The sequence below is a fragment of the Methanosphaerula subterraneus genome, from assembly GCF_052055875.1.
In the GTDB taxonomy this organism is placed as follows: domain Archaea; phylum Halobacteriota; class Methanomicrobia; order Methanomicrobiales; family Methanospirillaceae; genus Methanosphaerula; species Methanosphaerula subterraneus.
The window spans coordinates 2,313,335-2,338,644 of sequence record NZ_CP170508.1 but is presented as its reverse complement, the minus strand read 5'-3'; the positions used below and the strand labels follow the sequence as shown (position 1 = coordinate 2,338,644).

The window sequence follows — 25,310 nt, the reverse complement described above, 5'->3', positions numbered from 1 at the left end:
ACCCTGACAGGGTATCTACCTTTATAAACCCGGGCGTATCAGTAATCTCTAAGGAGCAGGAGAGCCTGCTGGGCCGGGGGGTTTGATGAGATCGACCGGAGCCAGGGAATCGGCATGACGGCAGGTCCGTTCTGCTGGCAGATCGACCAGATGCGGGAGTATCTGAATACACTCCGGACCTCATTTTTACATCAACATCCAAATGGTTCGGAGAGAACTGTCCGTTCCATCACCGGACTTGAAGAACTGCTCGACCGGCTGGAGGCAGAAAGCAGCAGGATCGCGGATCTGGCCAGCCTGCAAAAAGAAACCGGAGACTGCACGATATCCCCGATCGAGGAGGAGCTGATCACCGATGACCGCGGGGTGATCATCGTGGCCGGCGACGGGATGGAGGCACTTTTAAACGTTCCGATTGCATCACTCAAAGGGAAGCCCTGGGGGATCTATCTCCATCCACAGAGTAAAGACCTCTATAGTGCGATCACAGAACGGCTCGGGCATGGCGAGGTGATTCACGCTGCCGAGTTGTACCTGCAGCCGAGGAACAGAGGAGTATGTCCCATCGCCGTGAAGGCGAAACCCCTGATCAGCGCGGATGGAACAATCGAGGGAATGCACTGGCTGGTCAGGGTGATCCCGGAACGGCACCAGGCCAACCGCTCGCTTCAGGCCACAGAGGAACGATTTCTGATCGCGGCCGAGAGCATCCTGGACCTGGTCTATGAGCATGAGACCGCCACCGATCAGGTCCGCTGGTTTGGAAGGGCCCGGGACCTGCACCAGTACCCAGTGACGGGACACGGGTGGGAGGAGGGGATCCACCCGGATGATCGCGAGCAGGTGAAGCGGGGCATGACCATGCACCTCCGGACAGGTGCCCCGTTTGCAGAGGAATACCGGCTCAGACTGCGAGACGGCCAGGTGATCGTGGTCGCAGACCGTGCCACGGCGATCAGGGACCGGGCAGGGAGACCGATCAGGTGGGTCGGAGCCATCACCGATATCACAGTGCAGCGGAGAGCCGCGGAGGCGCTGAAGCAGAGCGAAGAGCGGTTCCGAACCCTGGCCGAGTCGATACGGGACGGTCTGACGATCGTGGAGGACAGGACGGTCGTCTACCTGAACGAGCAGGCCGCTGCAATCTTCGGGTACCCGCGTGAAGAACTGCTCAAGATGAACCCTCTGCAGATGGCTGAGCCGGAGGAGGTGCCGCTGTTGACCGCTCTCCTGGACGAGGCCAGGCGGAACCAGATCCTCCCAGAGGTGCTGGAGTTCTGGATCCACCAGAAGGACGGTTCCCGTCGGTGCGTTCAGAACCGGTTCACGTCTATCAAGGACGGACGATACTCGGTGATCACTACCGATGTCACCGGTCGACGGACCGCTGACGAAGAGAACGCCCGGTATGCGAAGGACCTGGAAGAGAAGAACGAAGAACTGCGTACAGCGGCAACCCGTCTCCGCAGGCTGACCGCCGATCTCGACGACCAGAAGGAGCGGCTGCGCTCGGTCCTGACCGCGACGCCCGAGGAGATCCTGATCATTGACAGGGATCTGCGGATCTCATACCTGAATCCTTCAGCAGCCTCAGCATTGCAGATGAACGCAGGGGAGAGCCTGGATGCGACGGTACAGGTACTCGGGATTCCAGGTGAATGTATCTCGTCGATCCTTGAGAAGGTGACCAGGGTCTTTGCCGGGGGGGATGTGATCCGGGGACAGTACCGGCGCGAAGAGAGCAGCGCCGTCCGGCACCTGGCGTACATTCTGAGCCCCATACATGACCGGACAGGGGAGATCGAGGCGATCCTCATGGCTTCGCGCGATATCACCGACAGGGTGACGGCCGCTGAGGCACTGGCCGAGAGCGAGCGGCGGTACCGCTCCCTGGTGGACCTGGCCCCAGATGCGATTGTGATCCACCAGCAGGGCCGGTTTGTGTATCTGAATCCTGCCGGGGCCAGACTCCTGGGGGCCAGGTCTGCTGACCAGCTGATCGGGACTGAGATGACCGCGCTGCTCCACCCTGATGACCGGGAGATGATCGCCCTGCGGATCCGGGATATGGAGGCCGGGGCGGTGAATTCCGCCCCTCTGACCGAGGTACGGGTCCTCCGTTCTGACGGGGTACAGGTGACGGTTGAGATCACCTCGGCGGCGATCCCGTACAACCCCGGCCAGGCGATCCACTCGGTGCTGCGGGATATCACTGCACGAAAGAAGGTGGAGAAGGATCTGCAGAAGGCAGTCCATGATCTCAAAGAATCCAACCGGGACCTGGAGCAGTTCGCCTACGTGGCCTCCCATGACTTGAACGAACCACTCCGGACGGTGCTCAGTTATATCAAACTCCTCGAAGAGCGGTACGGATCGGCGCTCGGCCCCGATGCAGCGGAGATGATCGGGTTCATCGTCGACGGAGGAGAGCGGATGAAGGAGATGATCGCCGACCTGCTCGATTACTCCCGGCTCACCAAGGGGCCGGCGTTCACCACGGTGGACTGCGAGGACCTGCTCAGGACGACCCTCGCCCAGCTCGAGCATCAGGTCACCGAGGAGAGAGCCCGGGTCACGCATGATCAACTCCCCTGTGTCAGCGGGGATGCCGGGCAGTTGCAGCAGGTCTTTTTGAACCTGGTCACCAATGCGATCAAGTTCCACGGTCCGGCTCGCCCGCAGGTCCATATCAGTGCAGCCCGGAGCAGAAACACCTGGACCTTCACGTTCAAAGACAATGGGATCGGGATCCCGGCAGACGCTCAGGAACGGATCTTTCTGATGTTCCAGCGGTTACATACCCAGGCGGAATACCCCGGTACCGGAATCGGGCTGGCGATCTGCAGAAAGGTGGTCGAACGGCACGGGGGCGAACTCTGGGTGGAGAGCAACGAGGGGCAGGGGTCAACATTTCTCTTCACCCTCCCGGCGCCAACCTCACACCACGGTGGTCAGGTTCCCGGACTCCTGGGCCAGGGTCGATGCAAGCAGTGACTGCTCTTTTTGCTCTGCTACTGAAGCCGTACCGGCCGTGACGGCGGCATCCAGGGTCTTATACCGGGTCAACCGGTTCAGCGAGGCCTGCGCCTCCGCAGCAGAGGAGTAGTCCCAGCCGCGGTAGTAGAGCGGGTGGTCTGCCGCCTCCATGGTAGACCCCTTCACCGGGTCGCCGGCGATCCAGCGGCCAGGTTCGACCTCGGCCATCACCCAGGCGCGGTCAGAGGCAGAGAGAGTTCTCACCTGCCCCTGCAGCGACCCGAACCGGATCCGCGCCGGGATCCCCGACCTGTTGAGGGCGGTCCAGGCCGACACCGCCGCGGCTTCACTCCCGGCCAGGTCGCCCCCGATGCCGGCGTGGTCTCCGGCCACATCCTCGAGCACCCCCTCCACCAGGAGTTTCGACTGTCCGGGTCCCAGGTGACCGTAGATCTGCCAGAGGAGGACGGCCACGATCACCATGAAGACCAGCAGGTAGACGAGGAGAAACGGGTTGGACCGGATCGGGTGGCGCTCGCGCTCTTCGATCGGGTCCTTCGCCATGGCGATGAAGACCTTCAAGGGGTCATCGGGGACCCTCCGGGTCAGCAGGGGAGCTCTGCAGAACGAGCAGGTCCGGTCCCCCGACCTGACCTGTGTCCCGCAATGGGTACATCGTTTTGTCGCAACGACTGCCTTAAAACAGTAGGGGCAGATGGTGACGTCCGGCTGGATCTCCATTCCGCAGTGGGTACACTTTCGCATATGTGCTCCTGCCGGCGAGCCCGACATGGTCACTCTGATCTCTGATCAGGAGGTGATGAAGGTATTGGTGGAAACGGGTCACCGGAGGATGATCAGATGGACCGGGCAGGCGTCGACGGCCTCGGCGGCCGCCCGCATCAGGTCCCCGGGCACCACCCCTTCCCCGAGCCGGCCTTCGATCCGGTGTCGGGGCTGGATGGCGCTCTTCTCGTCCTTCCTCTCCTTGATGAAGAGTTCCGGGCAGAGCAGCCAGCAGGCCGCACACGAGATACAGGCGTCACGGTCGATCGAGACGGTTTGCATGGCTCCGTTTTGGTCGTGAGGACATATATACGCTGCAGATTCGTTCAGGTTCATTTAATTGCGATCTGCACCAACCGGGTACCATTGTTATGAAGGTGAACCTGCTGATCGTGGTGTGCTTTGCGGTGGTCCTCTTCGCCCTCTTCGGCGGGTTCAGTCATTTCTTTCCGAGGGTGGACCCGGTGACGATCCCGCCGATCTCGGTCCTCCCGCACGAGGTGATGCCGAACACCAGCCCCCGGATCGTGGCCCAGGAGATCCCGACCCTCGAGCCGGTGCAGACTGAGGCCCCGGTGCCGGTGGAGGGGCTGTTGATCGTCCATTTCATCGATGTCGGCGAAGGGGACGCCGCCCTGATCATCTCCCCGTACGGGCATACGATGCTGATCGATGCCGGCCCGAAGGAGAGCGCGGAGGCGGTGGTGAACTATCTTGCGGCGCAGAAGGTGACCTCCCTCGACATGCTGGTGGCGACCCACGCCCATGTCGACCACATCGGCGGGATGGAGGCGGTGATCCGGGCGCTCAGGCCGGGGCAGTTCCTCGACAACGGCGGGCCGGTCGATCACCCGCTCGGGTACCAGCGGATCCTGGACCTGCTGGAGGCGCAGAAGGTCCCGGTCTCCCACCTGAAGGCCGGGGACACGGTTGACCTCGACCCTGCGCTCTCGATCACGGTGCTGAACCCCGGGGCGGTCTCGACCCGGGATCAGCACGAGGATTCGCTGGTCTTCCGGTTGGTCTACAAGAACACCTCGTTCCTCTTCTGCGGGGACATGGGGCCGGCGGCCGAGCAGCGGCTGCTCGCATCCGGGGTGGACCTGAAGAGTTCGGTCCTGAAGGTAGCGGACCATGGCAACGGGCAGGTGACCAGCGGCGAGTTCCTGGTCAGGGTCTCGCCCGATATCGGGGTGGTCAATGTCGGGGAGAACATCTACGGGTTCCCGGATCCGCGGATCACCGGGTCGCTGGCACTGCGGAACGCGCTGGTCGGGAGGACGGACAAAAACGGGAACGTAATCGTCACCTCGGACGGGACCACCTGCACGATGTGGCCGGAGTACGCCGGCGGGGATTCGTGAGGGCCGGCCGTTCGCTCTGGTCACAAACCTGGTTCACCGGTCGGGCGATCGAACCGTATCCTCGAGTGGGATAGATCGCGAGATGATGCAGAGCCAAAAACCTGACCTTCACATTCGGGAAGAGACCAATTGTCTTCAATTTAACCCCATGGGATGGAAACATCTTCTCTGCGAGATGTCGGGAATTCTCTCCACCCTATGATGGCAGGGTCGTGTTCAGTACAGGACCGGATGGTTCGATTCAGCAGACGGCAACAACGCTCCTGGCCGATGAGAGTGAGCATGCGACCGATGTCCGGGCCGCGTAACGAGGAGGCAGATCATTCTTCACCACCCCCGGTTCTTCAGGTCTCTGCCGGCGATCAGAGTTCTCTTTACTGATGCGGTCGACCTGTCACTCATGAACCTGCAGATCTTCACCCTCACGCTCAGTCCTCCGGGGCCCAATGCAGACGCCGCACGCGACCTTCTCCGGTACCTCTCGGCGGCGGTGAACGAGTACACCCAGGCCCGCCCGGAGAGGGCGATCCACCAGTACCCGGTCGTGCAGTACCGGGTCGTCGACGGGGTGCCGACGGTGATCGGGATCAACGAGGGGGCGGCGGTCTTGGCCGACCTCGGAGAGACGATCGTAGCGGGGGGGGCGACCTATCCGGTGCAGGGGCGGGATGCATCCGTCAGGGAGGAGGCGTTCGGGATCGCTGAAGAGATGCTGTCGTACGAGTTCGTCACCCCCTGGATCGCGCTGAACCAGGAGCAGGCCCGGACCTTCTACACGCTGAAGGGGAAGGACCGACGGGACGGGTTCGTGCAGAAGATCCTGGTGAAACAGATCGGTTCGCTCGCCCGGGCGGTCGGATACACGATCCCCGGCCCGGTCACCGTTGCATCGAACCTGCACTTCCAGAAGAGCCGGCTCGACGGGGCCGGCGTCATCCTCTTCACCGGGACGTTCTCGGTGAATTTTGTCATTCCGGACCTGCTCGGCCTCGGGCGATCGGTGCCGGCGGGGTTCGGGGGGATGAGGCGGAGGGCGGTGACGGGGGAGTAAAGGGGGTCCGGCCGGACATGACGGCGACCAGGAGCCGCGGTCGAACACTTGTCAGCAGCATCAGCAGCATATACGCAGCATAAACGCAGTTTCAACTGCGACCATGAAAACCGATAATAGGCCCCATCTGTGGAAACGGCTGATAAATCATTACGCGTACAGAGAGAAGGATCGTTGTACGCAGCAGATTTGAAGAGCACGCACCCCGCACCCTCACCTGAGGGGAGTGCGTGTGTCACGGTGTGTGTTCCGGAAAAACTGCGACCAAAGATAAAATACTGGCATCCACCCCCGGATTCAGAAATAGGGCCGGCAATCACCTCCAATAGTCAGCAGCAGAAACTGCAAAGATGCTGCGACCACCTGCAAAGACTGCGGAGAGCTGCGGTCACCAGCACGGCAGGCGGTGAACCGGCACGGCCGGCACCGGTGAACACCACGACGGTGCCCACGACACCACCCGTGGGAACAAGGGCGGAGTCCACCGTCAGGACGATGTCGACCTCGAACAGCTCGACACCGACGGTTCGCCGAACGTCGGCCGGATCCGGGCCGGCGACTGACCGTTCTTCCAGACCGTTTCGGTGCTGGTGGCCCTGCCGGTCCCTACAGCCTCTCGAATGCGGGTCAGAACTCCTCACGTGTTAACTATGGAAACAGGTCAGTCCTTGCAGTGATCGATAGCGTTTTCCATCACTTTTTCCAGGAGTTTTTCGAAAATATCGCGTTCGAGATCACTGAAGTTTTCCGTCATCTTCCGGTGCCACGCATCTCGTATCTCCAGTATTTCAGGATAGACGGCAAGAGCCTTATCAGTCGGATATATCTTTAATTCACGCCGATCCTCAGGATTGACGACCTTCGTGATGAACCCGTTCGTCTCGAGCTGGGGCAGGACCTTTGCCACGGTACCCTTGTCGATGATCAGTCGTTGAGACAGTTCATCCTGTGTTTGAGCAATGTTCTCACAGATACAGACGATGAACATATACTGTCCGCTACTCAGTTCCAATTTTTTGAGATGTTCCGTGTAAAACATCTGTGCACGACGATGAGCCACAGAGATATACTTTGATAGATTCTTCATGGAACCCCCCCATTTTAGTTTCATATGCAACTTTTACCCACTAATAGATTTGTACGCCGGTCACTACATGTCGACAAATTACCAACGATATCAAGAACAGCCGGCACTTGTCTTTCTGCATCGATGACCTCCGCGGGCGGCCAGGGCATCGACCCGCCCACCAGCTTCCGATTCCACTTCACCATCGCACCGGTCAGCAGGAATCCGGGGATCCTCCCAGAAGAGTTTCGCTGATATCGCTGCAAGAGAGCATGGTCACCACGGAAAAAGGTCAGTGATCGGAATGTAACAACTCCTTTCCGCTACTGAACTGTAAAAAGATGGTGCTGATTCCGGTTATGATATACCCGACAAGTAAAGCAGATATGACGGTCCCCTCTCCCAGGCCTTTAATCGTCCCGAATGCAGAGAGTGAAATAAGTCCTGCAACGCAACACAGCGTGGAATCAAACAAAATTTTTGTGGTTCCAAATTTTTTTCCCGATTTCTGAGCAATTACTTTCACAATGGCATCTGCAGGATACAGGAATGAATTGGCCGATATTTCCAGATAGACTCCCAGGGCAAGAACGATGCAGCCGAGGAGTAACGTGACGATCTTTGCAGCAAAAAATTCCGGATTCACAAAGGCGGAGAGGTACATTCCCACATCGATGAAGACACCCAGAAGTACGCCGACAAACAGTTGAAGGAGTTGTTTTTTTGGGAAATCTTTACCCAGTATAAGGATCTCCATGACTAAAAACAGAAGACCCAGCAAGAAGGCGAATCCTCCAAAGGTGATGGGAAATATCAGACAGAGCACATAGGGAACACTTGAAATGGGAGATGTCCCCAGGTACGACCGTGTGATCAGACTGATTCCCAGGCCCATGAAAAATAATCCAATCAATAATAATATCCATCTTTTGAGCGTATGAGAGGTTAACAAATCTGAAGGTCTCCTCTAGTAATTTGATCTTTCAGGGATTAAATAGTGGCGCATGCAACTAAAATCCTGGACTCTGATGGCGTGCAGGTACGCATCAACCCTACGCCGTTCCCCGGCGAGAGAGCATGTCGCACAGGATGGGACCAGCCTTCGACCTCATTCCGCTCGGAAATTTCCCGGTTTTGCATCACAGTATCCGTATATAGGGAGACAGCCATTCAACACATATGCACTTCTCTGCACTGCCTCTGTTGCTTCTGCTTCTGCTGCTCGTCGCTGCGCCGGCGGCCGCGATCGATACCGACACCGGCCTCCCCCGCTATGTCGTCGGGGACATCCTCGGCACTGCAGCCGCGCCGGAGACCGGGATGGTGGTCGCGAACGTGTCGACCCAGACCGGGACTGTCTACCTCGCGTACGAGGTGGTGAAGAACGGCACCGGCTGGGAGATCCCGAAGTACTGGCACGGGGACTTCGAGCTCACCGAAGTCCAGGCCGACACCCTCGACCTCCACAGGGTCGACCACGCCGACCCGATCCTCGTGATCATCACAGACCCGGAGGTCACCGGCGGGGACATGCAGTACTCCGGCCTCTCGCTCGCTGAGGCACGGGCCGGCGTGGTCTACCCGGTCGAACCGGCACCGGGGGAGCCCGGATCCGGGACCGCGCTCTACGTCACTGGTGACATCCTGAACAACTCGTATGCGCCCGCAGGGGGGACCCTGATCGGGAGAGTATACACCAACAATGGCCAGATCTATTACAGAACGTACGACGTGGTAAAGAACGGGGACCGCTGGGAGATAGATTGGTTTGACTACAACGGCTTTGGCATGCCGGAGGACGTGCTGATCGGGATGGGTATGCGCCGGATCGCCCATGCAGATCCGCACACCCTGATCGTGAACGATACAGCCACCAATACAGGCGACATAGGGTGGTATCACCTCTCGTTCGCCGAATTCCTCGCCGGGGAAGGCTATGGACCCGAACTCTGGCAGGACCAGCCGTATCCCGGCACGTCCCCGCGGTACCTGACCGGGGACATACTCGGCAACGACACCTCGTCGATCAGGTACGTGGTCGCCGGCGTGGCCGCCCCGGCAGGGCCGGACGCGTTCCCGATCTACACCACGTACGAGGTGGTGCAGAACGGCTCCCGCTGGGAGATCCCGATGTACTGGGACGGAGATCACCAGGTCGATGCCCTGCAGGTCTTCACCCAGAGCCTGCACCGGATCGACCACGCGGACGCGCATACCGTGGTCGTGACGGATTCGACGGTCACCGGCCTCTCACTCGGGGAGATCCTGGGCGGCACGCTGCCGGTGCGGCCGGCACCGGTACCCCCGGGAACAAACTCTCCCCGGGATCTCAACAGTGATGGGCTCTGTGAAGACATCAATGGCAACGGGATCGCAGACTTCAACGACGTGGTGATCTTCTTCAACCAGATGGACTGGATCGCCCAGAACGAGCCGCTCAGTGCGTTCGACTTCACCAGGAACGGCCGGCTCGACTTCAATGATCTCGTCATGGTCTTCAACGGCCTGTAGGGATCGAGACGGAACACGCTGACCGCAATCAGTGCAGCCGGCTCTTCGACGAAGGATGTCCAGGTGACCGTGCCGGCGGTGCCGCCTACGACCCCAGTCGGCACCCCGTACAACGGCCTCCACACCCTCACCGGAACCCTGCAGGCCGAGGACTACGATCTCGGCGGCGAGGGTGTCGCGTACCATGACACCACCCGCGGGAACGAGGGCGGGATCTGCCGGCAGGACGATGTGGACATTGAGGTGCTCGACACCGATCACAGTCCGAACATCGGCTGAACCCGGGCCGGCGAGTGGCTCGCGTACACCGTGAACATCAGCACCGCCGGCACCTATGACGCCGGGTTCCGTGTTGCGTCCTCCCACGCCGGGTCGTCTGTCCAGGTGTATGTCGACGATGGGACGATACCGGCCGCCACAGTTTTAGTCCCGAACACCGGGGACTGGCTGGCCCTCCCGACCGTTTCAGTGCCGGTGGCCCTGCCGGCCGGGCAGCACCGGCTGAAGTTCACGTTCCCAACCGATTTTGCGAACATCAACTGGATCAGTTTTGTGAACCGGAACTGCACTCCGGCACTCACAACAAGTTCCGGGTGACGGCATCCGAAACTGGATAGGTGGGGGATGGAGAAAGGTTGTGTTAACCCAGATTAATTTTAGCGAGTGTATATGTAGAAGAGCAGACGATACGGGGTTGGTGATCTGAATGGAAAGCGCACGACCCGCACACCTCTCTGAGGATTCACTTCAGGAGGTACGTCGACTCGAGGAGAAGATCGGGGTAATCCTCGTCGGCTATGAGAAGATCCCCCCGTACAAGAAGCTCTCTTCCCAGGAACTGACCAGTATCCAGTCCCTTGAGAAAGATACCGGATCGATCCTCGTTGCCTACGAGGGCTGATATCGGTCAATCCTCTGAGAGATGAAGAGGATTACGAGCTCGAAGATGGTTCCACCGTTCGGCCTCCACCGGGTCGACCGGCGGCACCTTCCCTGTCCAACCATGCAGAGAGAGGCAACGTCCACCCCGAAGTACAGGCGCGGGGATATCGTCGGCATCACGGAGGGGGCCGGAATCGGATGGCCGGCCCGGGACTCCGAGCTGAAGGTCCCTGGTGGGACGATCCTTCTCCTCAAAAAACCCCAATCCAGCCACCAGACCGGGTGGAAAATGGAGGAGTTACACCCGATAAGACGATGGAACCCCTTGACCTTACAGAGATCGAGCGGTACACGAAATCCCTGTTCGTCGATATGACCCCTGATTTACACGCCCCCCTGACCTGATCATAACTCTCGACTGCTCCATCGGCCAGATTCAGGGAGACCCTGGGTCGGGTGGCCGTTGAGGTGCTGCGTCGGAGGAGGGGCTTAGCCCCCTCCCATCGCCAGGTGTCAGGGGAGAACCGATCCCCGTTCCCGGCCGGCTGACGGAGTTAAACCCTGCCGGCATGGTAGAATTTTCGAAAACCGGACAGTTGACAGATACCAGGTTTTCTCAAATATCTGGTTCACTCGTAAGAGGGAAGCAGATGAGAAGAATCTGTAAGATTCTTCGATGGTCTAATACGCATCTACTCCAAAAATAGACCGATCCCTGACTCTTCTGAGTCTACGATTGGTTGAGGATGGTGTGTTCAACACTATAAATATCCTGCCCGCACACCTGATTCCACGTGTACCTCTTCTTTGACACCGAGACCACCGGCCTCCCGAAGAAAAAGCATGCCTCGATGCGCAGGGTCGCCAACTGGCCGAGGATCGTCGAGCTCGGCTGGGTGCTGACCGACCGGCAGGGGACGGTCATCGAGGAGGAGGGGCGGCTGGTCCGTCCGGACGGCTTTGTGGTGCCGGCCGCGAGTACGGCCATCCATGGGATCACCACCGAGCAGGCAGCGGGAGAGGGGGCTGATATCCACGAGGTGCTGGCCCGGTTTCTGGCAGTTCTGGAGCAGAGCGAACTGATCTGCGGCCACCATATCAGTTTCGATCACCGGGTGGTCGGGGCCGAACTGATCCGGGCTGACATGCCGGTGGACCTTCTCGACAGGCCCAGGTTCTGCACGATGGAAGCCTCGAAAGCCCTCCGCAGCCCGGTCGCCGGCCACCGTCCGCGGCCGTTCTCTCTCTCGGCCCTGTATCTGCACCTCTTCAATGAACCGTTCATCGGGGCTCACCGGGCCCTTGCCGATGCGAAGGCGTGCGCCGCCTGCTTCTTTGCGATCAGAGACCTGCAGAAGAACGAAGAAGACGAAGGATGCTCAAAAAAGAGGGCATTATCCCAACCGCACTTGACTGGATCAGGTCCCGGATGATCGTTTTCCGGACCTGGATGCCCTCCTGTCCCGGTCGAGTGGTCCAAGGTCCGGCCCACTGGGGGGGTGAGCCCGTGACGGAGTTCGATCTGCGCTGGCGGTGGTGGCGGCATGCCCGCCGCCATGAGAGGCCACTCCACCCATGCGTGCCACCCGCTCGCGGGTCTCTGGAGAGGCGGCCTGCAACCCTCGTTCGCGGTGTGGGGCATACCCACCGGCCCGTGCCACCCGTGCCCGGGTCTCCGGGTCGGCAGAGGCCAGACCCCTGTTGGATTCACTCCCCGGATCTCTTCCTTTTTCTGTGTCTGACATGATATCTTCCTCTAATGATCGTCCTACCGCTCAGACTGCGGCCACATGCATGCTGAGCGGCCTGACTATACTGAGTATCATATTTATATCTATTGCCATTCAGGGCAGATTTCAGGGCCCGTTCCCCACGAGAGACCTGATTTCGGATTATTGCTGGATCGCCCGGACCTGCATACAGTACGTCAGAACCCGGGAAATTGCGGACGATCACCAGACCCGAGGGGCCGGCCGGAGAGGAGGAGATCCGGGGCCTCAACCCGACCCGGAAACAGGCCCGGGAGGTGGTGCCGCACCCGGACCTGTCGGGATTAGAATGCAGGAGAGGGTTCAATTGACGGATATCAGAAGGAATGCAGGGAAACACCAGGACGATTAAATCGCTTTTTTTTAAAGCCCGACTTCTGGTTTACACCTCTCGGGGCAGGAGGAAAAATGGGAAAATGTGTGGTGAAAAGTCGGTCTCAAAGACCGCAGCACTGGATCTTGCACCGCCCGGACCGCAACCTGGACATCGATGCAAAGACCGTCGGCCAGGTGGTGGCCAGGGCAGAGACCAGCGCCGGGAACACCGCCAGCATCACGATCCATCACCGGATCGGCCGCGATCTCGACTGCGATGGGTGGCGCCCCGTCCCATGACCCCGCCGATGACACCTTCTCGGCAACACTGAAGTGTCATGATCAGAACGGTGAAGTCTACGGGGTCACCTTACTCGGGACCGGATCACCATCTCATCGTGCCGACGATGCACTTCTGACCCGGATCGAGACCGGGGCAGACAGCATGCCGGCACCGGTCTGAAGGGCCTGAAGAGAATGGACAACCACCGCCGGCCTGACTGGGAGTCAAGAAGGCGGTCAGGGTCGGTCACCACCAAAAGACAGCACCTATTCTCTGAATACCCGCCCATAGAAACCTATTTTCCCTCACCTTTCCAAAAATGATAGTGTACTCACTCCTCTATGTCGACGACGAGCCAGGTCTTCTTGACATAGGAAGGCTCTTCCTTGAGGAGTCCGGGGAGTTTTCTGTTGTAACCATCGATTCAGCCTCTGCGGCCCTGGATCTCCTCAGGCAAGAGGCGTTCGATGCCATCATATCGGACTATCAGATGCCGGAGATGGATGGCATCGGTCTCTTAAAAGAGGTCCGTTCAAAAGATAGCGACATTCCCTTCATTCTCTTCACCGGCAGGGGACGCGAGGACGTGGTGATCGAGGCGATCAACTGCGGGGTCGATTTCTATGTCCAGAAAGGGGGTGACATCCGGGCACAGTTCGCTGATCTTGCACATAAGATCAAGAGAGCGATCGAACGCAGGCGGGTGGGGGAGGCACTCGCCGGCAACAGAAATTATCTCGACCAGATCTTCTCCTCAGTACTGGAGGGGATCCTTATCATCGATGCAGAGACGCATCAGATCATCGACCTCAACCCCGCAGCAGCCGGGATTCTCGGATCGACCAGGGACCGGATACTTCACCAGCCCTGCCATCAGTATATCTGCTCGGATAAGGCAGATCTTTGCCCGGTTACCGACCTGCATCAGAGCATCGAGAATGCAGAAGATATGGTGCTGACGGCCCGGGGCGAGAGGGTAGCCATCATGAGAAATGTGGTCCCCTTCAATTACCAGGGCCGGACCTGCCTGCTGGAGACGATCGTCGACAACACCGCACGAAAGAAGGCAGACGAAGACCTGCGGACCGCTTATGAACGGATCGCCGCTGCTGAACGGGAACTGCAGGAGCAGAACGATCTCCTGAAGATCAGCATTGAACAACTGGTACAGAGCGAAGAACGGTTCAGGGAATTCTCAGATTTCCTCCCGGTACCGGCATGCGAGACAGACCTGACAGGAACCCTGACCTTCTACAACAGGGCGGTATCTGCGGTCTTCGGGTACTCATCCGACGAGTGCCGACAGGGGATCACGGTCATCGATCTCATCCAAAAAGATGAACGGCAGCGGGGACTGGAAGTCCTTTCGCAGGTGCTGACAGGGGAACTGTCGCGGGAAGGAATGGAATTCACCCTGCAGCGGAAAGACGGGGGGACATTCCCTGCCATCGTATACGCCAACACGATAAAGAACCAGATGAACGGGGCCTGCACCGGACTGCGGGGCGTCATCCTCGACATCAGCAAGCGCAAGATGGCCGAGCAGGGACTTCAGGAGAGCGAAGAGAAATTTCGATCACTGGTCGAACAATCACTCGAGGGCATCATCATCGTCGATCTCTCTGGCAGGCTTCTCTATGCGAACCCCACGTTCGGAGAGATCATCGAATGTGAACAGTACCAGGATCTGGTTGGAAGATGCAGAGTACTCGACTTTATAACAGAAACGTCCCGGGCTGATGCGGTCCAGGCTTTTACGCAGGTCGCGGCCGGCAGCGACAGTTTTCTGATATCGTTCAAGATTCACACCCTAATAATGAGCGAGCGCTGGGTCGAATGCATCGGAAAAAAGATCTCCTATAGGTCGGCACCGGCCATGCTCCTCTCCTTCCGGGATGTCACCGTACGCCGAGAGACCGAAGAGGCTCTACGTGAGAGCGGAGAACTGCACAGCAAACTGATCGCAACCATCCCGGATATCGTCGTGCAGACAGCGATCGACGGGACAGTCGTGGCCATCAATGACTCTGTGGTCACCGTTGGCGGCTATGCCGGGCCGGAAGACCTGATCGGAAAGAACGTGTTCTCGTTCTTTGCCCCCGAGGATCTTCCCCGGGTAGCAGAGAACGCCAGGCTGATGTTTGAGCGAAAACTCGGTCCTGTGGAGTACCACTTCTTCAAGGGCGATGGCACCCAGATCCTGCTTGAAGTGAACGGCGATGTACTCCGGATGCCCGATGGGAGGCCATATGGGATGGTCTTCATCTGCCGGGACATCACCGAGCGGAAACAGGTTGAGGTTGCCCTGCAGCAGGCAAACCGGAAACTCAGGCTCCTCTCCGGCGTCACCAGGCATGACATCAACAACCAGATGATGGTATTGATGGGACACCTCGGAATCCTCCAGGAGGACTGGGCGGACACTACCCAGGATGCGAGTCTCCAGAAGGTCACAGCGGCTGCTGAGCGAATCTCCGCGATGATCCGGTTCACGGGCGAGTACGAGGAGATCGGGATCACGGCCCCGACCTGGCAGAAAATCAGGGCCGTCATCAGGAGAGCGGGCAGGGAAGCCCCACTCGGAGACCTCGGGCTGACGATCGATCTCCCGGATTCTGCAGAGGTGCTCGCCGATCCCCTCATTGTGAAGGTCTTTTATAATCTGATGGAGAATGCCGCCCGTTTCGGAGAGGAGGCCACAATGATTGAGTTCTCTGTCCTGGACCGGGATGGGAATCTGGTTGTGGTATGCGAAGACGATGGCGATGGCATCCGACCAGAGGAGAAGGAGAAGATCTTCCGGCGGGGGTTTGGGGAGAACACCGGCCTCGGCCTCTTCCTCGCCCGTGAGATCCTCTCGATCACTGGCATCGCGATCCACGAGATCGGTGAATCCGGGAAGGGGGCACGGTTCGAGATAGTGATTCCCCGGGGGATGTACCGCATGCAGGGAGATGCCGGCCCACACCATCGGTGAGACTCCGGGTCACAGGCCTCACCCCAGATGCAGTTCACTTTTTATGTCCCGGCTCCAGGGGCGATCCAATCAAAAACGTTCAAAAATAGGTTGAAAAAGTTGGGTGGATCAACTGCTGACCAGCGACTTCAGGGAGTCCGGCACCGTGCCGGTCGCCGTCATCGGGGTCAAGGGGGTCAACCCACTCTTGTTCAGGGCTGCTGCGCCCTGTTCTGAGGCGAGCGCCTTGATGTACGCAGCACCCAGGTCGGGGTGTGCCGCCTTTGTCGGAATCGTCACACCATAGACGATCGGCGTGGCAGGGATCAGACCTGATGGGGTCTTCGCCTGCACCGAGGCGTATGCGCTGCTCATGCTCAGGTTCGCCAGCGAGATCTCGTCCGGAAGCTCGATGTACGGGACTCCGCCGTCGACTGCGCTCGACCGGTAGACCAGGGCGTAGTCGGCCTTACCGCTCTTAAGGAGGTCCATGTAGGTCGGGCCGGTGGCGGTCGGGATCAGCAGATTCTTGTTGTCCGGCTTCGGGGCGGAGAGATCGATGGTGGTGTTGGTTCCGGTCTTGTTCACGGTGATCGCGCTGTGGTCGCTGACGACCTTCTTGAAGAGGTCGGGGACCTTGTAGTACGACTCGGCGAGGACCAGCGTCATGTAGGCACGGTAACCCCCGGGGTCGGAGCTCGGTTCACCGGTGACGAGTTTGACATTGTCCTGGCTCAGCACCGAGTACCAGTTCTCTTTCGTGATGGTGGCTGCGCCGGTGCTGTTGTTGGTGTAGGCGAGGACCATCGCGTTCCGCGCGAAGTTCAGGGTGAACGAGGCGTTGTCAGGGACCATCAGCCGGGAGATCTGGTCGGCGTCTGCACTGGCGACGACGTCGGCCTTCTCGCCGTTCTTGGTCACCTTCTCGATCATCGTGATCGAGGAGCCGCTGAAGAGTTCGGCCTCTGCGCCGGTGGTGCTCTTCTCAAAGACCGATTTGATGGTCTTGAACGGGGTCGCGAGGGAGCCGGCGTGGAAGACGATCATCGGAACGGTCGCATTTATGGGGGCCGAGTTGTCGACCTTGAAGGTCTTGGCCATGGTCGCGTTCATCGGGGAGAAGAGTCCTTTGCCGTACTTCTCCTTCCCGAAGTCGGCGATCAACTGCTGGGTGGTGTTATCGGTCAGGAACGTTGCAAAGGTGTTGGCAGCGCTGATGCTGGCCGTCGCATTGTTCTTCGGCACCACCGACATCACGCTGTAGATGTTGAGCAGGCTGGCCCCGCTGGTGATCACCGGAACGATGGTCAGGTTCCCCTTGTAGGCGAGGAACGTCCCCTCGTCAGTCAGAGTGTAGGCCTGTTTCTGGTCGGCCATCTGGAGGGTCTCGCCCATCCCCTTACCTGCCTCGACATACCAGTTCCCGGACTTCTCGACCTGGGTGACATAGTCAAAGCCGGCATTCTTCCAGACCTTCTTCTCTGCAGAGTGGGTTCCGGATCCATCACCACGCGAGACGAAGGCGACATTGGCGGTGTTGTTCGCGCCGGCCGCGATGAGCTTCTTGAACGCGTCCTCAGGCGAGAGACCCTTGATCTGGGCAGGATCGCTGGCCGGGCCTACGATCTGGAAGTAGTTGTACGCAAACGAGCGCCGGTTGACACCATTCCCATTCTCCATGAAGACAATCTCATCTGCAGGCGAGTGGACCAGCAGCACATCTGCATCCCCGCGCTTGGCCAGTTCGATGGCCTTTCCAGACCCCTGCGAGGTGATCTTCAGGTGGGTGTTGTACTGCTTTTCATAGATCGGTGCAAGGTAGTCGAGGAGCCCGGTATCGTACAGGCTCGTCGTCGTCGCGACCAGCAGCTCCTGCGCAGGAGATGAGGCATTGGACGAAGTGGTTACATTGGCTGCGGTTCCGTTGGCAGCCTGCTGGGTCGTGCATCCTGCGATGCAGAGACTGGCCAGCAGCAGCACAACCAGGGCGATGCAGCATGTGGTGGTTCGTTCTGACATGGATATTACCAGTAATTACCTCGACAGGCACCTATTTATGTGTTCTACAGACGCACCCCGGAGTTAAATACATATAATTGACTGTTCTGCCGATTCCAGCACGGAGGAGCACCACAATTTATCTGAACGGCAGGCGAGAAGATGTGAGAGCATGCAGGAGATCATCGACGGCATTGTCCAGGCTGCGGGCCTGATCACCACCCTGAACCCGGACGTGATGGAGATCACCGGACTGACCATCTCCATCTCGATCGTAGCCACACTGGTCGGGGCGGCCATTGCCGTACCCCTCGGCGGCATGATTGCAACGAACACCTTTCCGGGAAAGAGGGGCATAATCCAGATCATCCAGACGCTGTACGCCGTGCCGACTGTCACGATCGGGCTCCTCCTCTTTCTGCTCATCTCCCGTGCCGGACCTCTGGGCCAGTTCCGCCTCCTCTTCACCCCTGCCGGCATGGTGATCGGGGACGTGCTGCTGATCCTCCCGATCGTCACCGGGATGACCCTCTCGGCCCTCGCCAACGTGGACCGCGGGGTCCATGAGACGCTCGTATCACTCGGTGCGACCAGGCGTCAGCTCCTCTGGATGGTGATGAAGGAGGCCAAGTTTGCCCTTCTGGCCGCGATCGCCCTCGGGTTCGGACGGGCGATCTCCGAGGTCGGGTGCGCCATCATGATCGGCGGCAACATCAGGGGGTCGACGAGGGTGCTGACGACCGCGATCAGCCTGGAGACCTCGATGGGGAACATTGGGTTTTCGATCGCTCTGGGCGTGATCCTGCTCCTCATCGCGCTCGCCGTCAACCTCTTCGTCTCGTATGTGCAGGGGGAGGGAAACACATGATCACCGCCACCTCCCTCACCAGAAAGTACGGCGACCGGACCGCACTGGACCAGGTCTCCCTTTCAGTACAGAAGGGGGAGATCTTCGGGATCATCGGACCGAGCGGATCGGGCAAGTCCACGCTCCTCCGGCTCCTCGACCTGATCGAAACCCCAACTGCCGGAGCGGTCGCTCTCGACGGCGTGGCGGTGCCGGCCAGGGGACATGGGCAGCTGCAGGTGATCAGGCAGATGGGAATGGTCTTTCAGCGGCCGGCGGTCTTCTCAGGGACCGTCAGAGAGAACATCGGTGCTGGTCTCCGGTTCCGCGGGGTAGAGCGCTCGCTGATCGAGGAGGAGGTCAAAAGGATGCTCAAACTGGTCAGACTCGAGGGCTACGAAGATCGGATCGCCTCGACCCTCTCTGGCGGGGAACTGCAGCGTATCGCGATCGCACGCGCAGCAGTGACCGGGCCAGCAGTCCTCTTCATGGACGAGCCGACCGCCAACCTCGACCCGCACTCCACGGCCGTCATCGAGGATCTGATCCGACACCTGGCCACCGTGGAGAAGACCACCATCGTGCTGGCCACCCATGACATGGTGCAGGGGCAGCGGCTCTGCGATCGGATCGGGGTGATGATCGACGGGAGACTGGTCCAGACCGGCACCCCGGACGAGATCTTCTTCTCCCCCGCCACCCCCGAAGTCGCGGCCTTCACCGGCATCGAGAACCTGTTGAAAGGGACTGTGGTAGAGATCACCGACGGGCTTGCCGACGTTGTTGTGGCAGGCTATCACCTGCAGGCGATTGCATCCGATAGGTACCGGGGGCCAGCCATCCTCAGCATCAGGTCTGAGGAGGTGACACTGACCCGAGATCAGGAACCGGATGGAAGCGCTCGCAACCAGATGAGCGGGACCATCACCAGACTCCTTCCCCTCGGGCCGCTGGTCAGGGTCGCTATAGACTGCAACGGAGTGCCGATCACAGCATTGATCACAAGGGCATCCTGCAGGGAGATGCACCTGGTCATTGGAAACGTCGTCACGGCCAGATTCAAGGCAAGTGCCGCGCACCTCATTATGAAACCATGAATTCGGTGCAAATTCGGTGCGCTCCCTGATTCCCGCCCAACTGAGCGGACCATTCGGGAGCGCACAGGATGTTCGAAATATTTATCATAGAAAAATACACTAAATCACACTCTTATATGAATATTTCATACGCGGCATTTCTCTGAAACCTACAATAGTACCTATATTTGAATAGAACAGTTCGAATATTTATTATTTAAATAATTATATAATAAAAACGACCAGAGAGAAAACGACATCCTTATATGAAGGGAATTAGAATAAATCCATGTTCCCATGAGGGGACGTGCAATTAGTGACAATCATTCACACTCAGTGAACCTGTAGAGTGCCTTCCATTATTCAGTTACAGGAAAGAATTGAATTAGAACTTTGAAAGGGAGGAATATTATGGCAAAATATACGGAAACAATTGACCTCTATGATGATGAGGGCAAACTGTTAAAGAGCGGGGTCACCCTCGAAAAGATCAGCCCCCTGGTCAACCCGGGGATCAAGAAGATCATCGACCTGACCAAGCGAACAATCGCTGTCAACCTGAATGGAATTCAGGAAGGACTGAAGTCCGGAAAGCTCGGTGGCAAGGCCAACCAGATCCTTGGACGCTCATTAGAGTATGACATCGTCAAGGACCACGGAGCACTCTCAGACAGGATCAAGGCAATGATCCAGGTCGAAGAGGGCGACGACACCCAGATCAGAACCGTCGGCAACGGCAAGATGCTGATGGTCGAGGTTCCGAGCGCACGGCTCGCCTCCGCATCGACCTACGATGCAGCGATCACCTCAGTGGCATCAGCGACCACCCTTGCACTGCTCGACCAGTACAACATCGGGATGTTCGACGCCTCGGTGGTCAAGGCAGCAGTCTGGGGAACCTACCCACAGACGATGGACATGCAGGGCGCAAACGTCGTTTCGATCCTGTCCATTCCACAGAACAACGAAGGTCTCGGTTTCTCGCTCCGTAATGTTGCGGCAAACCAGTCTGTGATGATGACCCACCGGAACGCATTCCAGGGCGCAGCACTCGCTTCAACCTTCGAACAGGCAGGAGAGTTCGAGATGGGTATGGCAATCGGCCCATTCGAGCGTGCACAGCTGCTGGCATACGCATACCAGGGGCTCAATGCAAACAACATCGTCTACGACCTCGTAAAGAAGAACGGTGCAACAGGCACTGTCGGTACAGTCGTCCAGTCGCTTGTCGAGCGGGCCCTTGAAGACAAGGTCATCACCCCAGGCAAGAAGGGCAAGAGCGGGTACATCTTCTACGACACCAAGGACCCAATGCTCTGGAACGCCTACACAGCAGCAGGTACGCTTGCAGCAACTATGGTCAACTGTGGTGCAGGACGGTTCGCACAGGCAGTCTCCTCGACACTGCTGTACTTCAACGACCTGCTCGAGCATGAGACCGGTCTCCCAGGCTGCGACTACGGTCGTGTGATGGGTGTTGCCGTCGGTTTCTCATTCTTCAGCCACTCGATCTACGGTGGTGGCGGTCCAGGTATCTTCAACGGGAACCACGTCGTGACCAGACACGCAGCCGGATTCGGTATGCCCTGTATCGTCTCTGCATGTGCACTTGATGCGGGAACACAGATGTTCACCCCAGAAGGCACCGCAAAGATCTACCAGGACACCTTCGGCCAGCTGCCTGAGTTCAAGACCCCGATGCAGACCATCGCAAAGAGCATCTGAGTTTTCTCGCGTGGAAACCAATGACAGAAGCCATATATCCTCAGTGCAGGGTCGTCCCGGAACGTCTCCTCAACCCCGGTACAGTTGAACGGCTCCTGAACCTGCTGGTTACGATAGAGTCCATCAGAAAGATCCTGATCAAAGGGTCCTCGATTCCGCCGGCCGTACCATACGGCCCCGCCCGGGGGGCACCAAACCCCCATTCGATGCGGGGCACGATCATGGTCGGAGAACAGCCTGTGGAGCTCACAGTCCATGTCGGGATCATCGACATGGAACTGGAAGATCGGAATGCACTGCCGCAGATCAAGGCGGCATGCGAAGAGGTCTTCACACAGTTCACGTACAGCATAAAGGAAGGCAGGTTCATGAAGACCCAGGCCTCGACCTCCGACTATGCAAAGTACGGTCCTGAAACGGACGAGTTGCTGCTTGGACTTGCTGACCCAAAGAGCCGGAAAGGTCCGGTCATTGTACAGGGAACGTAATCATGCCGATGGGACGTGTGACCCAGGTTGTGGACTGCCGCGAGGCGATGGGGATGGGAAAAGGCGGAGGAATGGCCCAGCGTGGAACCATCTCCGAGTGCCGGTACCCTGACGTGATCGTCGTCGGCATGTCCCCTGGACGTCGACATGTCACCAAACCGGTCTGTGATATCACCTCTGCGCTTCGGCAGCAGGGTGTCGAGTACAGCATCAGTACCCTGATCTTAAACGCAGGCAGTGGAGTACCGCCAGATGCACCGAGCATCGCAGGCGGGGTGCTCGGTGCCTACTTCGGCCTGACTGAGAAGGAGATCAGGCAGATCGAACGACACAAGGTCGCGATCCTGCACCACGGGAACGTACGGTCCCACGTGGTGCAGAAGGTCAGATATATCCTGCAGTACTGCAACATCCCTGCAGTGGTGGTCTCACAGGCCCCCATCGACTTTGAAGACCTGGCTAAGGAAGGCGTAAAGACCGCACTGGTGATGCCCCCTCCTGATAAGATCAGGACAAAGGGAACGGTCATGGCGATCGTATCAGGCGTCACCCGCGGGCAGACACCGACACGAGAGAAGATGGCAGATGTCGTCAGAGAAGTAATGAGATTGATGAAAAACCCAACCAAATCGGAGTAATCAACATGGCATACAAACCACAGTATGGACCAGGTTCATCTACTATCGCCGATAACAGGCGCAAATACATGGACCCAGGACACAAGCTGGAAAAAGTCCGTGACATCACGGATGAGGACATTGTAATGATTATGGGACACCGTGCACCAGGCTCGGCATACCCAACAGCACACCCCCCACTGGCAGAGCAGCAGGAACCAAACTGCCCGGTCAGAAAGATGGTCACCCCAACCGAGGGTGCAAAGGCCGGCGACCGCGTCCGGTACATCCAGTTCGCAGACTCGATGTTCAACGCACCAAGCCAGCCGTACGAGCGGACCTACCTCGAGATGTACCGCTTCCGTGCAATCGACCCAGGTACACTCTCAGGCCGACAGATCGTCGAGTGCCGTGAGCGTGACCTCGAAAAGTACGCAAAGGAACTGCTCAACACCGAACTCTTCGACCCAGCCCGCGTCGGCATCAGGGGTGCAACCGTCCACGGTCACTCGCTCCGTCTCGATGAAGACGGCATGATGTTCGACATGCTCCAGCGCTGTGTCCTCGACAAGAAGGACGGCGTTGTCAAGTACGTGAAGAACCAGATCGGGGAACCACTCGACCGCGCAGTCTCAGTCGGCAAGCCGATGGACGAGAAGTGGCTCAAGGCACACAGCACGATCTTCCACTCCCTCGACGGCGTCGCGTTCCGTGACGATGCAGAGTACGTGGAGTATGTTCAGCGGATCCACTCGCTGAGGACAAAGTATGGCTTCATGCCAAAGGAGTGAATAACATGGCAAAAATTGAGAGATCACAGAAGCTCTTCCTGAAGGCACTCAAGGAGAAGTTCGCAGGAGAGGACCCGGCAGGATCAAACACTCACTTTGCACGTGCAGGACTTGAGCAGTCCGAGCGGAAGAGAGAGTTCATGAAGGAAGGTAAGAAGGTAGAGATGGAGCGTGGGATCAGCCAGTACGACCCCAAGCGCTGTCACCTCGGTGGTATCCCTCTCGGTCAGCGCCAGCTGATGACCTACGAGGTCAGCGGAACCGGCACCTTCGTCGAGGGCGACGACCTGCACTTCGTCAACAACGCTGCCATGCAGCAGATGTGGGACGACATCCGCCGGACGATCATCGTCGGCATGGACCTGGCCCACAACACACTCCAGAAGCGTCTCGGTAAGGAAGTCACTCCTGAGACGATCAACGAGTACCTGCACATCCTCAACCACGCAATGCCAGGCGCAGCCGTGGTCCAGGAGCACATGGTCGAGACCCACCCAGCACTCGTATCAGACTGCTACGTCAAGGTCTTCACCGGTGACGACGAAGTCGCCGACCAGATCGAGCCCCAGTTCCTCCTCAACATCGAGAAGCTCTTCCCGGCGAAGTCAGCAGCCAAGCTGAAAGAAGCAGTCGGCAAGTCGATGTTCCAGGCGGTTCACATCCCAACGACCGTCTCCCGTACCTGCGACGGTGGGACCACCTCCAGATGGTCTGCCATGCAGATCGGTATGTCCTTCATCGCAGCGTACAGAATGTGCGCCGGTGAGGCAGCAGTCGCTGACCTTTCGTACGCAGCCAAGCACGCCGGCGTCATCCAGATGGCCGACATCCTGCCAGCTCGCCGTGCACGTGGCCCGAACGAACCAGGTGGTATCAAGTTCGGTAACTTCTGTGATATGATCCAGGCAGACCGCAAGTATCCGAACGACCCCGCAAAGGCAGCCCTCGAGGTTGTCGGTGCAGGAACGATGCTCTTCGACCAGATCTGGCTCGGATCCTACATGTCCGGTGGTGTCGGGTTCACCCAGTATGCAACCGCAGCATACACCGACAACATCCTCGACGAGTTCGTCTACTATGGTATGGACTACCTCAAGTCGAAGTACGGCGGCTACTCACAGGCACCAGCAACCCAGGAGGTCGTCAACGACCTCGCAACCGAGGTCACGCTGAACGCCATGGAGCAGTACGAGCAGTTCCCAACCATGATGGAGGACCACTTCGGCGGTTCCCAGCGTGCCAGTGTCATTGCAGCAGCGTCAGGTCTGACCGCTTCAATCGGTACCGGGAACTCCAATGCCGGTCTGAACGGATGGTACCTCTCGATGCTCATGCACAAGGAAGGATGGTCACGTCTTGGTTTCTTCGGCTACGACCTGCAGGACCAGTGTGGTTCAGCAAACTCGATGTCGATCAGACCGGATGAAGGTCTCCTCGGTGAACTCCGTGGACCAAACTATCCAAACTATGCAATGAACGTCGGTCACCAGGGAGAGTATGCAGCTATCTCCGGTGGTGCCCACTTCGGCCGCGGCGATGCATGGGTTCTGAACCCGCTGATCAAGATCACGTTCGCAGACCCATCCCTGCAGTTTGACTTCTCTGAGCCACGCCGTGAATTCGCCAAGGGAGCAATCCGCGAGTTCATGCCAGCAGGCGAGCGCTCACTGATCATCCCTGCACGGTAAACCCAACACAATTTTTTTTTCCTTAACGAAAATTTTCCATAATAAAACAGTTATTCTGTTCGCTTTTTCATAATTACGCTCGGAAACGTAATTTTCCCGCCACTTTTCGAAACCTTTAATT

Annotated in this window: 26 protein-coding genes and 1 pseudogene; 20 read left to right on the top strand and 7 right to left on the bottom strand. The window is 58.5% G+C overall.

Annotated elements, in window-relative coordinates; genetic code table 11:
• Nucleotides 1–114 precede the first annotated feature (114 nt).
• Nucleotides 115–2,994, top strand: a complete 2,880-nt coding sequence (locus tag ACFKSJ_RS11500) for a PAS domain S-box protein (protein WP_440949939.1) — start codon at nt 115–117, stop codon at nt 2,992–2,994.
• Here ACFKSJ_RS11500 and ACFKSJ_RS11495 read toward each other — a convergent pair.
• Both ACFKSJ_RS11495 and ACFKSJ_RS11490 read right to left on the bottom strand, forming a co-directional pair.
• Nucleotides 2,938–3,741, bottom strand: a complete 804-nt coding sequence (locus ACFKSJ_RS11495; protein WP_440949938.1) for a hypothetical protein — start codon at nt 3,739–3,741, stop codon at nt 2,938–2,940. The genes ACFKSJ_RS11500 and ACFKSJ_RS11495 overlap by 57 nt on opposite strands.
• A gap of 78 nt (nt 3,742–3,819) precedes the next feature.
• Nucleotides 3,820–4,044 (bottom strand): ferredoxin, encoded by a 225-nt coding sequence (locus ACFKSJ_RS11490; protein ID WP_440949937.1) that lies wholly within the window; start codon nt 4,042–4,044, stop codon nt 3,820–3,822.
• 89 nt (nt 4,045–4,133) lie between these two features.
• On the opposite strand from ACFKSJ_RS11490, the gene ACFKSJ_RS11485 reads away from it, so the two are divergent.
• Both ACFKSJ_RS11485 and ACFKSJ_RS11480 read left to right on the top strand, forming a co-directional pair.
• On the top strand, nt 4,134–5,126 hold the full coding sequence (locus tag ACFKSJ_RS11485) for a ComEC/Rec2 family competence protein (protein ID WP_440949936.1): 993 nt from the start codon (nt 4,134–4,136) through the stop codon (nt 5,124–5,126).
• A 400-nt stretch (nt 5,127–5,526) separates the two neighbouring features.
• Complete coding sequence (locus ACFKSJ_RS11480) at nt 5,527–6,177, top strand: CRISPR-associated endonuclease Cas6 (RefSeq protein WP_440949935.1); 651 nt, start codon at nt 5,527–5,529, stop codon at nt 6,175–6,177.
• 329 nt (nt 6,178–6,506) lie between these two features.
• Here ACFKSJ_RS11480 and ACFKSJ_RS11475 read toward each other — a convergent pair whose 3' ends face one another.
• The 3 genes from ACFKSJ_RS11475 to ACFKSJ_RS11465 all read right to left on the bottom strand — a co-directional run bounded on the left by ACFKSJ_RS11475 (nt 6,507) and on the right by ACFKSJ_RS11465 (nt 8,156).
• Nucleotides 6,507–6,818 carry a hypothetical protein gene (locus ACFKSJ_RS11475; protein WP_440949934.1) on the bottom strand — a complete coding sequence of 104 codons (312 nt, stop codon included), beginning with the start codon at nt 6,816–6,818 and terminating at the stop codon, nt 6,507–6,509.
• Between the two features lie 20 nt (nt 6,819–6,838).
• The gene (locus tag ACFKSJ_RS11470; RefSeq protein WP_440949933.1) at nt 6,839–7,264 is read right to left on the bottom strand and encodes a MarR family winged helix-turn-helix transcriptional regulator; all 426 of its coding nucleotides are present in this window, start codon (nt 7,262–7,264) and stop codon (nt 6,839–6,841) included.
• Between the two features lie 271 nt (nt 7,265–7,535).
• Nucleotides 7,536–8,156 carry a YczE/YyaS/YitT family protein gene (locus ACFKSJ_RS11465; RefSeq protein WP_440949932.1) on the bottom strand — a complete coding sequence of 207 codons (621 nt, stop codon included), beginning with the start codon at nt 8,154–8,156 and terminating at the stop codon, nt 7,536–7,538.
• Nucleotides 8,157–8,422: 266 nt separating this feature from the next.
• Here ACFKSJ_RS11465 and ACFKSJ_RS11460 point away from each other — a divergent pair, with 266 nt between their 5' ends.
• The 6 genes and pseudogenes from ACFKSJ_RS11460 to ACFKSJ_RS11435 all read left to right on the top strand — a co-directional run bounded on the left by ACFKSJ_RS11460 (nt 8,423) and on the right by ACFKSJ_RS11435 (nt 12,069).
• Complete coding sequence (locus ACFKSJ_RS11460) at nt 8,423–9,754, top strand: hypothetical protein (RefSeq protein ID WP_440949931.1); 1,332 nt, start codon at nt 8,423–8,425, stop codon at nt 9,752–9,754.
• 63 nt (nt 9,755–9,817) lie between these two features.
• The gene (locus tag ACFKSJ_RS11455) at nt 9,818–10,033 is read left to right on the top strand and encodes a hypothetical protein (RefSeq protein WP_440949930.1); all 216 of its coding nucleotides are present in this window, start codon (nt 9,818–9,820) and stop codon (nt 10,031–10,033) included.
• Between the two features lie 12 nt (nt 10,034–10,045).
• Nucleotides 10,046–10,351: pseudogene (locus ACFKSJ_RS11450) on the top strand (carbohydrate-binding protein); the annotation flags it as partial.
• Nucleotides 10,352–10,460: 109 nt separating this feature from the next.
• Nucleotides 10,461–10,655 carry a hypothetical protein gene (locus ACFKSJ_RS11445; protein WP_440949929.1) on the top strand — a complete coding sequence of 65 codons (195 nt, stop codon included), beginning with the start codon at nt 10,461–10,463 and terminating at the stop codon, nt 10,653–10,655.
• A gap of 21 nt (nt 10,656–10,676) precedes the next feature.
• Entirely contained in the window at nt 10,677–11,012 is a 336-nt protein-coding gene (locus ACFKSJ_RS11440; RefSeq protein ID WP_440949928.1) for a hypothetical protein, read from the top strand.
• A gap of 418 nt (nt 11,013–11,430) precedes the next feature.
• Nucleotides 11,431–12,069, top strand: a complete 639-nt coding sequence (locus ACFKSJ_RS11435) for a 3'-5' exonuclease (RefSeq protein ID WP_440949927.1) — start codon at nt 11,431–11,433, stop codon at nt 12,067–12,069.
• Here ACFKSJ_RS11435 and ACFKSJ_RS11430 read toward each other — a convergent pair.
• Complete coding sequence (locus ACFKSJ_RS11430; protein ID WP_440949926.1) at nt 12,055–12,381, bottom strand: hypothetical protein; 327 nt, start codon at nt 12,379–12,381, stop codon at nt 12,055–12,057. The genes ACFKSJ_RS11435 and ACFKSJ_RS11430 overlap by 15 nt on opposite strands.
• A 197-nt stretch (nt 12,382–12,578) precedes the next feature.
• On the opposite strand from ACFKSJ_RS11430, the gene ACFKSJ_RS11425 reads away from it, so the two are divergent.
• From ACFKSJ_RS11425 to ACFKSJ_RS11410, 4 genes are all read left to right on the top strand, one after another.
• Nucleotides 12,579–12,716, top strand: coding sequence for a hypothetical protein (locus ACFKSJ_RS11425; protein ID WP_440949925.1), 138 nt, complete (start codon nt 12,579–12,581; stop codon nt 12,714–12,716).
• A gap of 148 nt (nt 12,717–12,864) precedes the next feature.
• Nucleotides 12,865–13,020 carry a hypothetical protein gene (locus tag ACFKSJ_RS11420; protein WP_440949924.1) on the top strand — a complete coding sequence of 52 codons (156 nt, stop codon included), beginning with the start codon at nt 12,865–12,867 and terminating at the stop codon, nt 13,018–13,020.
• Entirely contained in the window at nt 12,998–13,183 is a 186-nt protein-coding gene (locus ACFKSJ_RS11415; protein ID WP_440949923.1) for a hypothetical protein, read from the top strand. The genes ACFKSJ_RS11420 and ACFKSJ_RS11415 overlap by 23 nt, the downstream gene beginning before the upstream one ends.
• 139 nt (nt 13,184–13,322) lie before the next feature.
• Nucleotides 13,323–15,980, top strand: coding sequence for a PAS domain S-box protein (locus ACFKSJ_RS11410; RefSeq protein ID WP_440949922.1), 2,658 nt, complete (start codon nt 13,323–13,325; stop codon nt 15,978–15,980).
• A gap of 108 nt (nt 15,981–16,088) precedes the next feature.
• Here ACFKSJ_RS11410 and ACFKSJ_RS11405 read toward each other — a convergent pair whose 3' ends face one another.
• Nucleotides 16,089–17,978 carry an extracellular solute-binding protein gene (locus ACFKSJ_RS11405; protein ID WP_440949921.1) on the bottom strand — a complete coding sequence of 630 codons (1,890 nt, stop codon included), beginning with the start codon at nt 17,976–17,978 and terminating at the stop codon, nt 16,089–16,091.
• Nucleotides 17,979–18,129: 151 nt separating this feature from the next.
• Between ACFKSJ_RS11405 and ACFKSJ_RS11400 the strand changes: the two genes are divergently transcribed.
• From ACFKSJ_RS11400 to mcrA, 7 genes are all read left to right on the top strand, one after another.
• Nucleotides 18,130–18,825, top strand: coding sequence for an ABC transporter permease (locus ACFKSJ_RS11400; protein ID WP_440949920.1), 696 nt, complete (start codon nt 18,130–18,132; stop codon nt 18,823–18,825).
• The gene (locus ACFKSJ_RS11395; protein ID WP_440949919.1) at nt 18,822–19,901 is read left to right on the top strand and encodes an ABC transporter ATP-binding protein; all 1,080 of its coding nucleotides are present in this window, start codon (nt 18,822–18,824) and stop codon (nt 19,899–19,901) included. Before ACFKSJ_RS11400 ends, ACFKSJ_RS11395 begins: the two co-directional genes overlap by 4 nt.
• 390 nt (nt 19,902–20,291) lie before the next feature.
• Entirely contained in the window at nt 20,292–21,605 is a 1,314-nt protein-coding gene (gene mcrB, locus ACFKSJ_RS11390; RefSeq protein ID WP_440949918.1) for a coenzyme-B sulfoethylthiotransferase subunit beta, read from the top strand.
• 20 nt (nt 21,606–21,625) lie between these two features.
• On the top strand, nt 21,626–22,093 hold the full coding sequence (gene mcrD / locus ACFKSJ_RS11385; protein ID WP_440949917.1) for a methyl-coenzyme M reductase operon protein D: 468 nt from the start codon (nt 21,626–21,628) through the stop codon (nt 22,091–22,093).
• A gap of 2 nt (nt 22,094–22,095) precedes the next feature.
• Entirely contained in the window at nt 22,096–22,731 is a 636-nt protein-coding gene (mcrC, locus tag ACFKSJ_RS11380) for a methyl-coenzyme M reductase I operon protein C (protein ID WP_440949916.1), read from the top strand.
• A gap of 5 nt (nt 22,732–22,736) precedes the next feature.
• A complete protein-coding gene (gene mcrG / locus ACFKSJ_RS11375) occupies nt 22,737–23,501 on the top strand; it encodes a coenzyme-B sulfoethylthiotransferase subunit gamma (RefSeq protein WP_440949915.1) in 765 nt (254 codons plus the stop codon).
• 5 nt (nt 23,502–23,506) lie between these two features.
• Nucleotides 23,507–25,189 (top strand): coenzyme-B sulfoethylthiotransferase subunit alpha, encoded by a 1,683-nt coding sequence (mcrA, locus tag ACFKSJ_RS11370; protein ID WP_440949914.1) that lies wholly within the window; start codon nt 23,507–23,509, stop codon nt 25,187–25,189.
• Nucleotides 25,190–25,310: the final 121 nt, after the last annotated feature.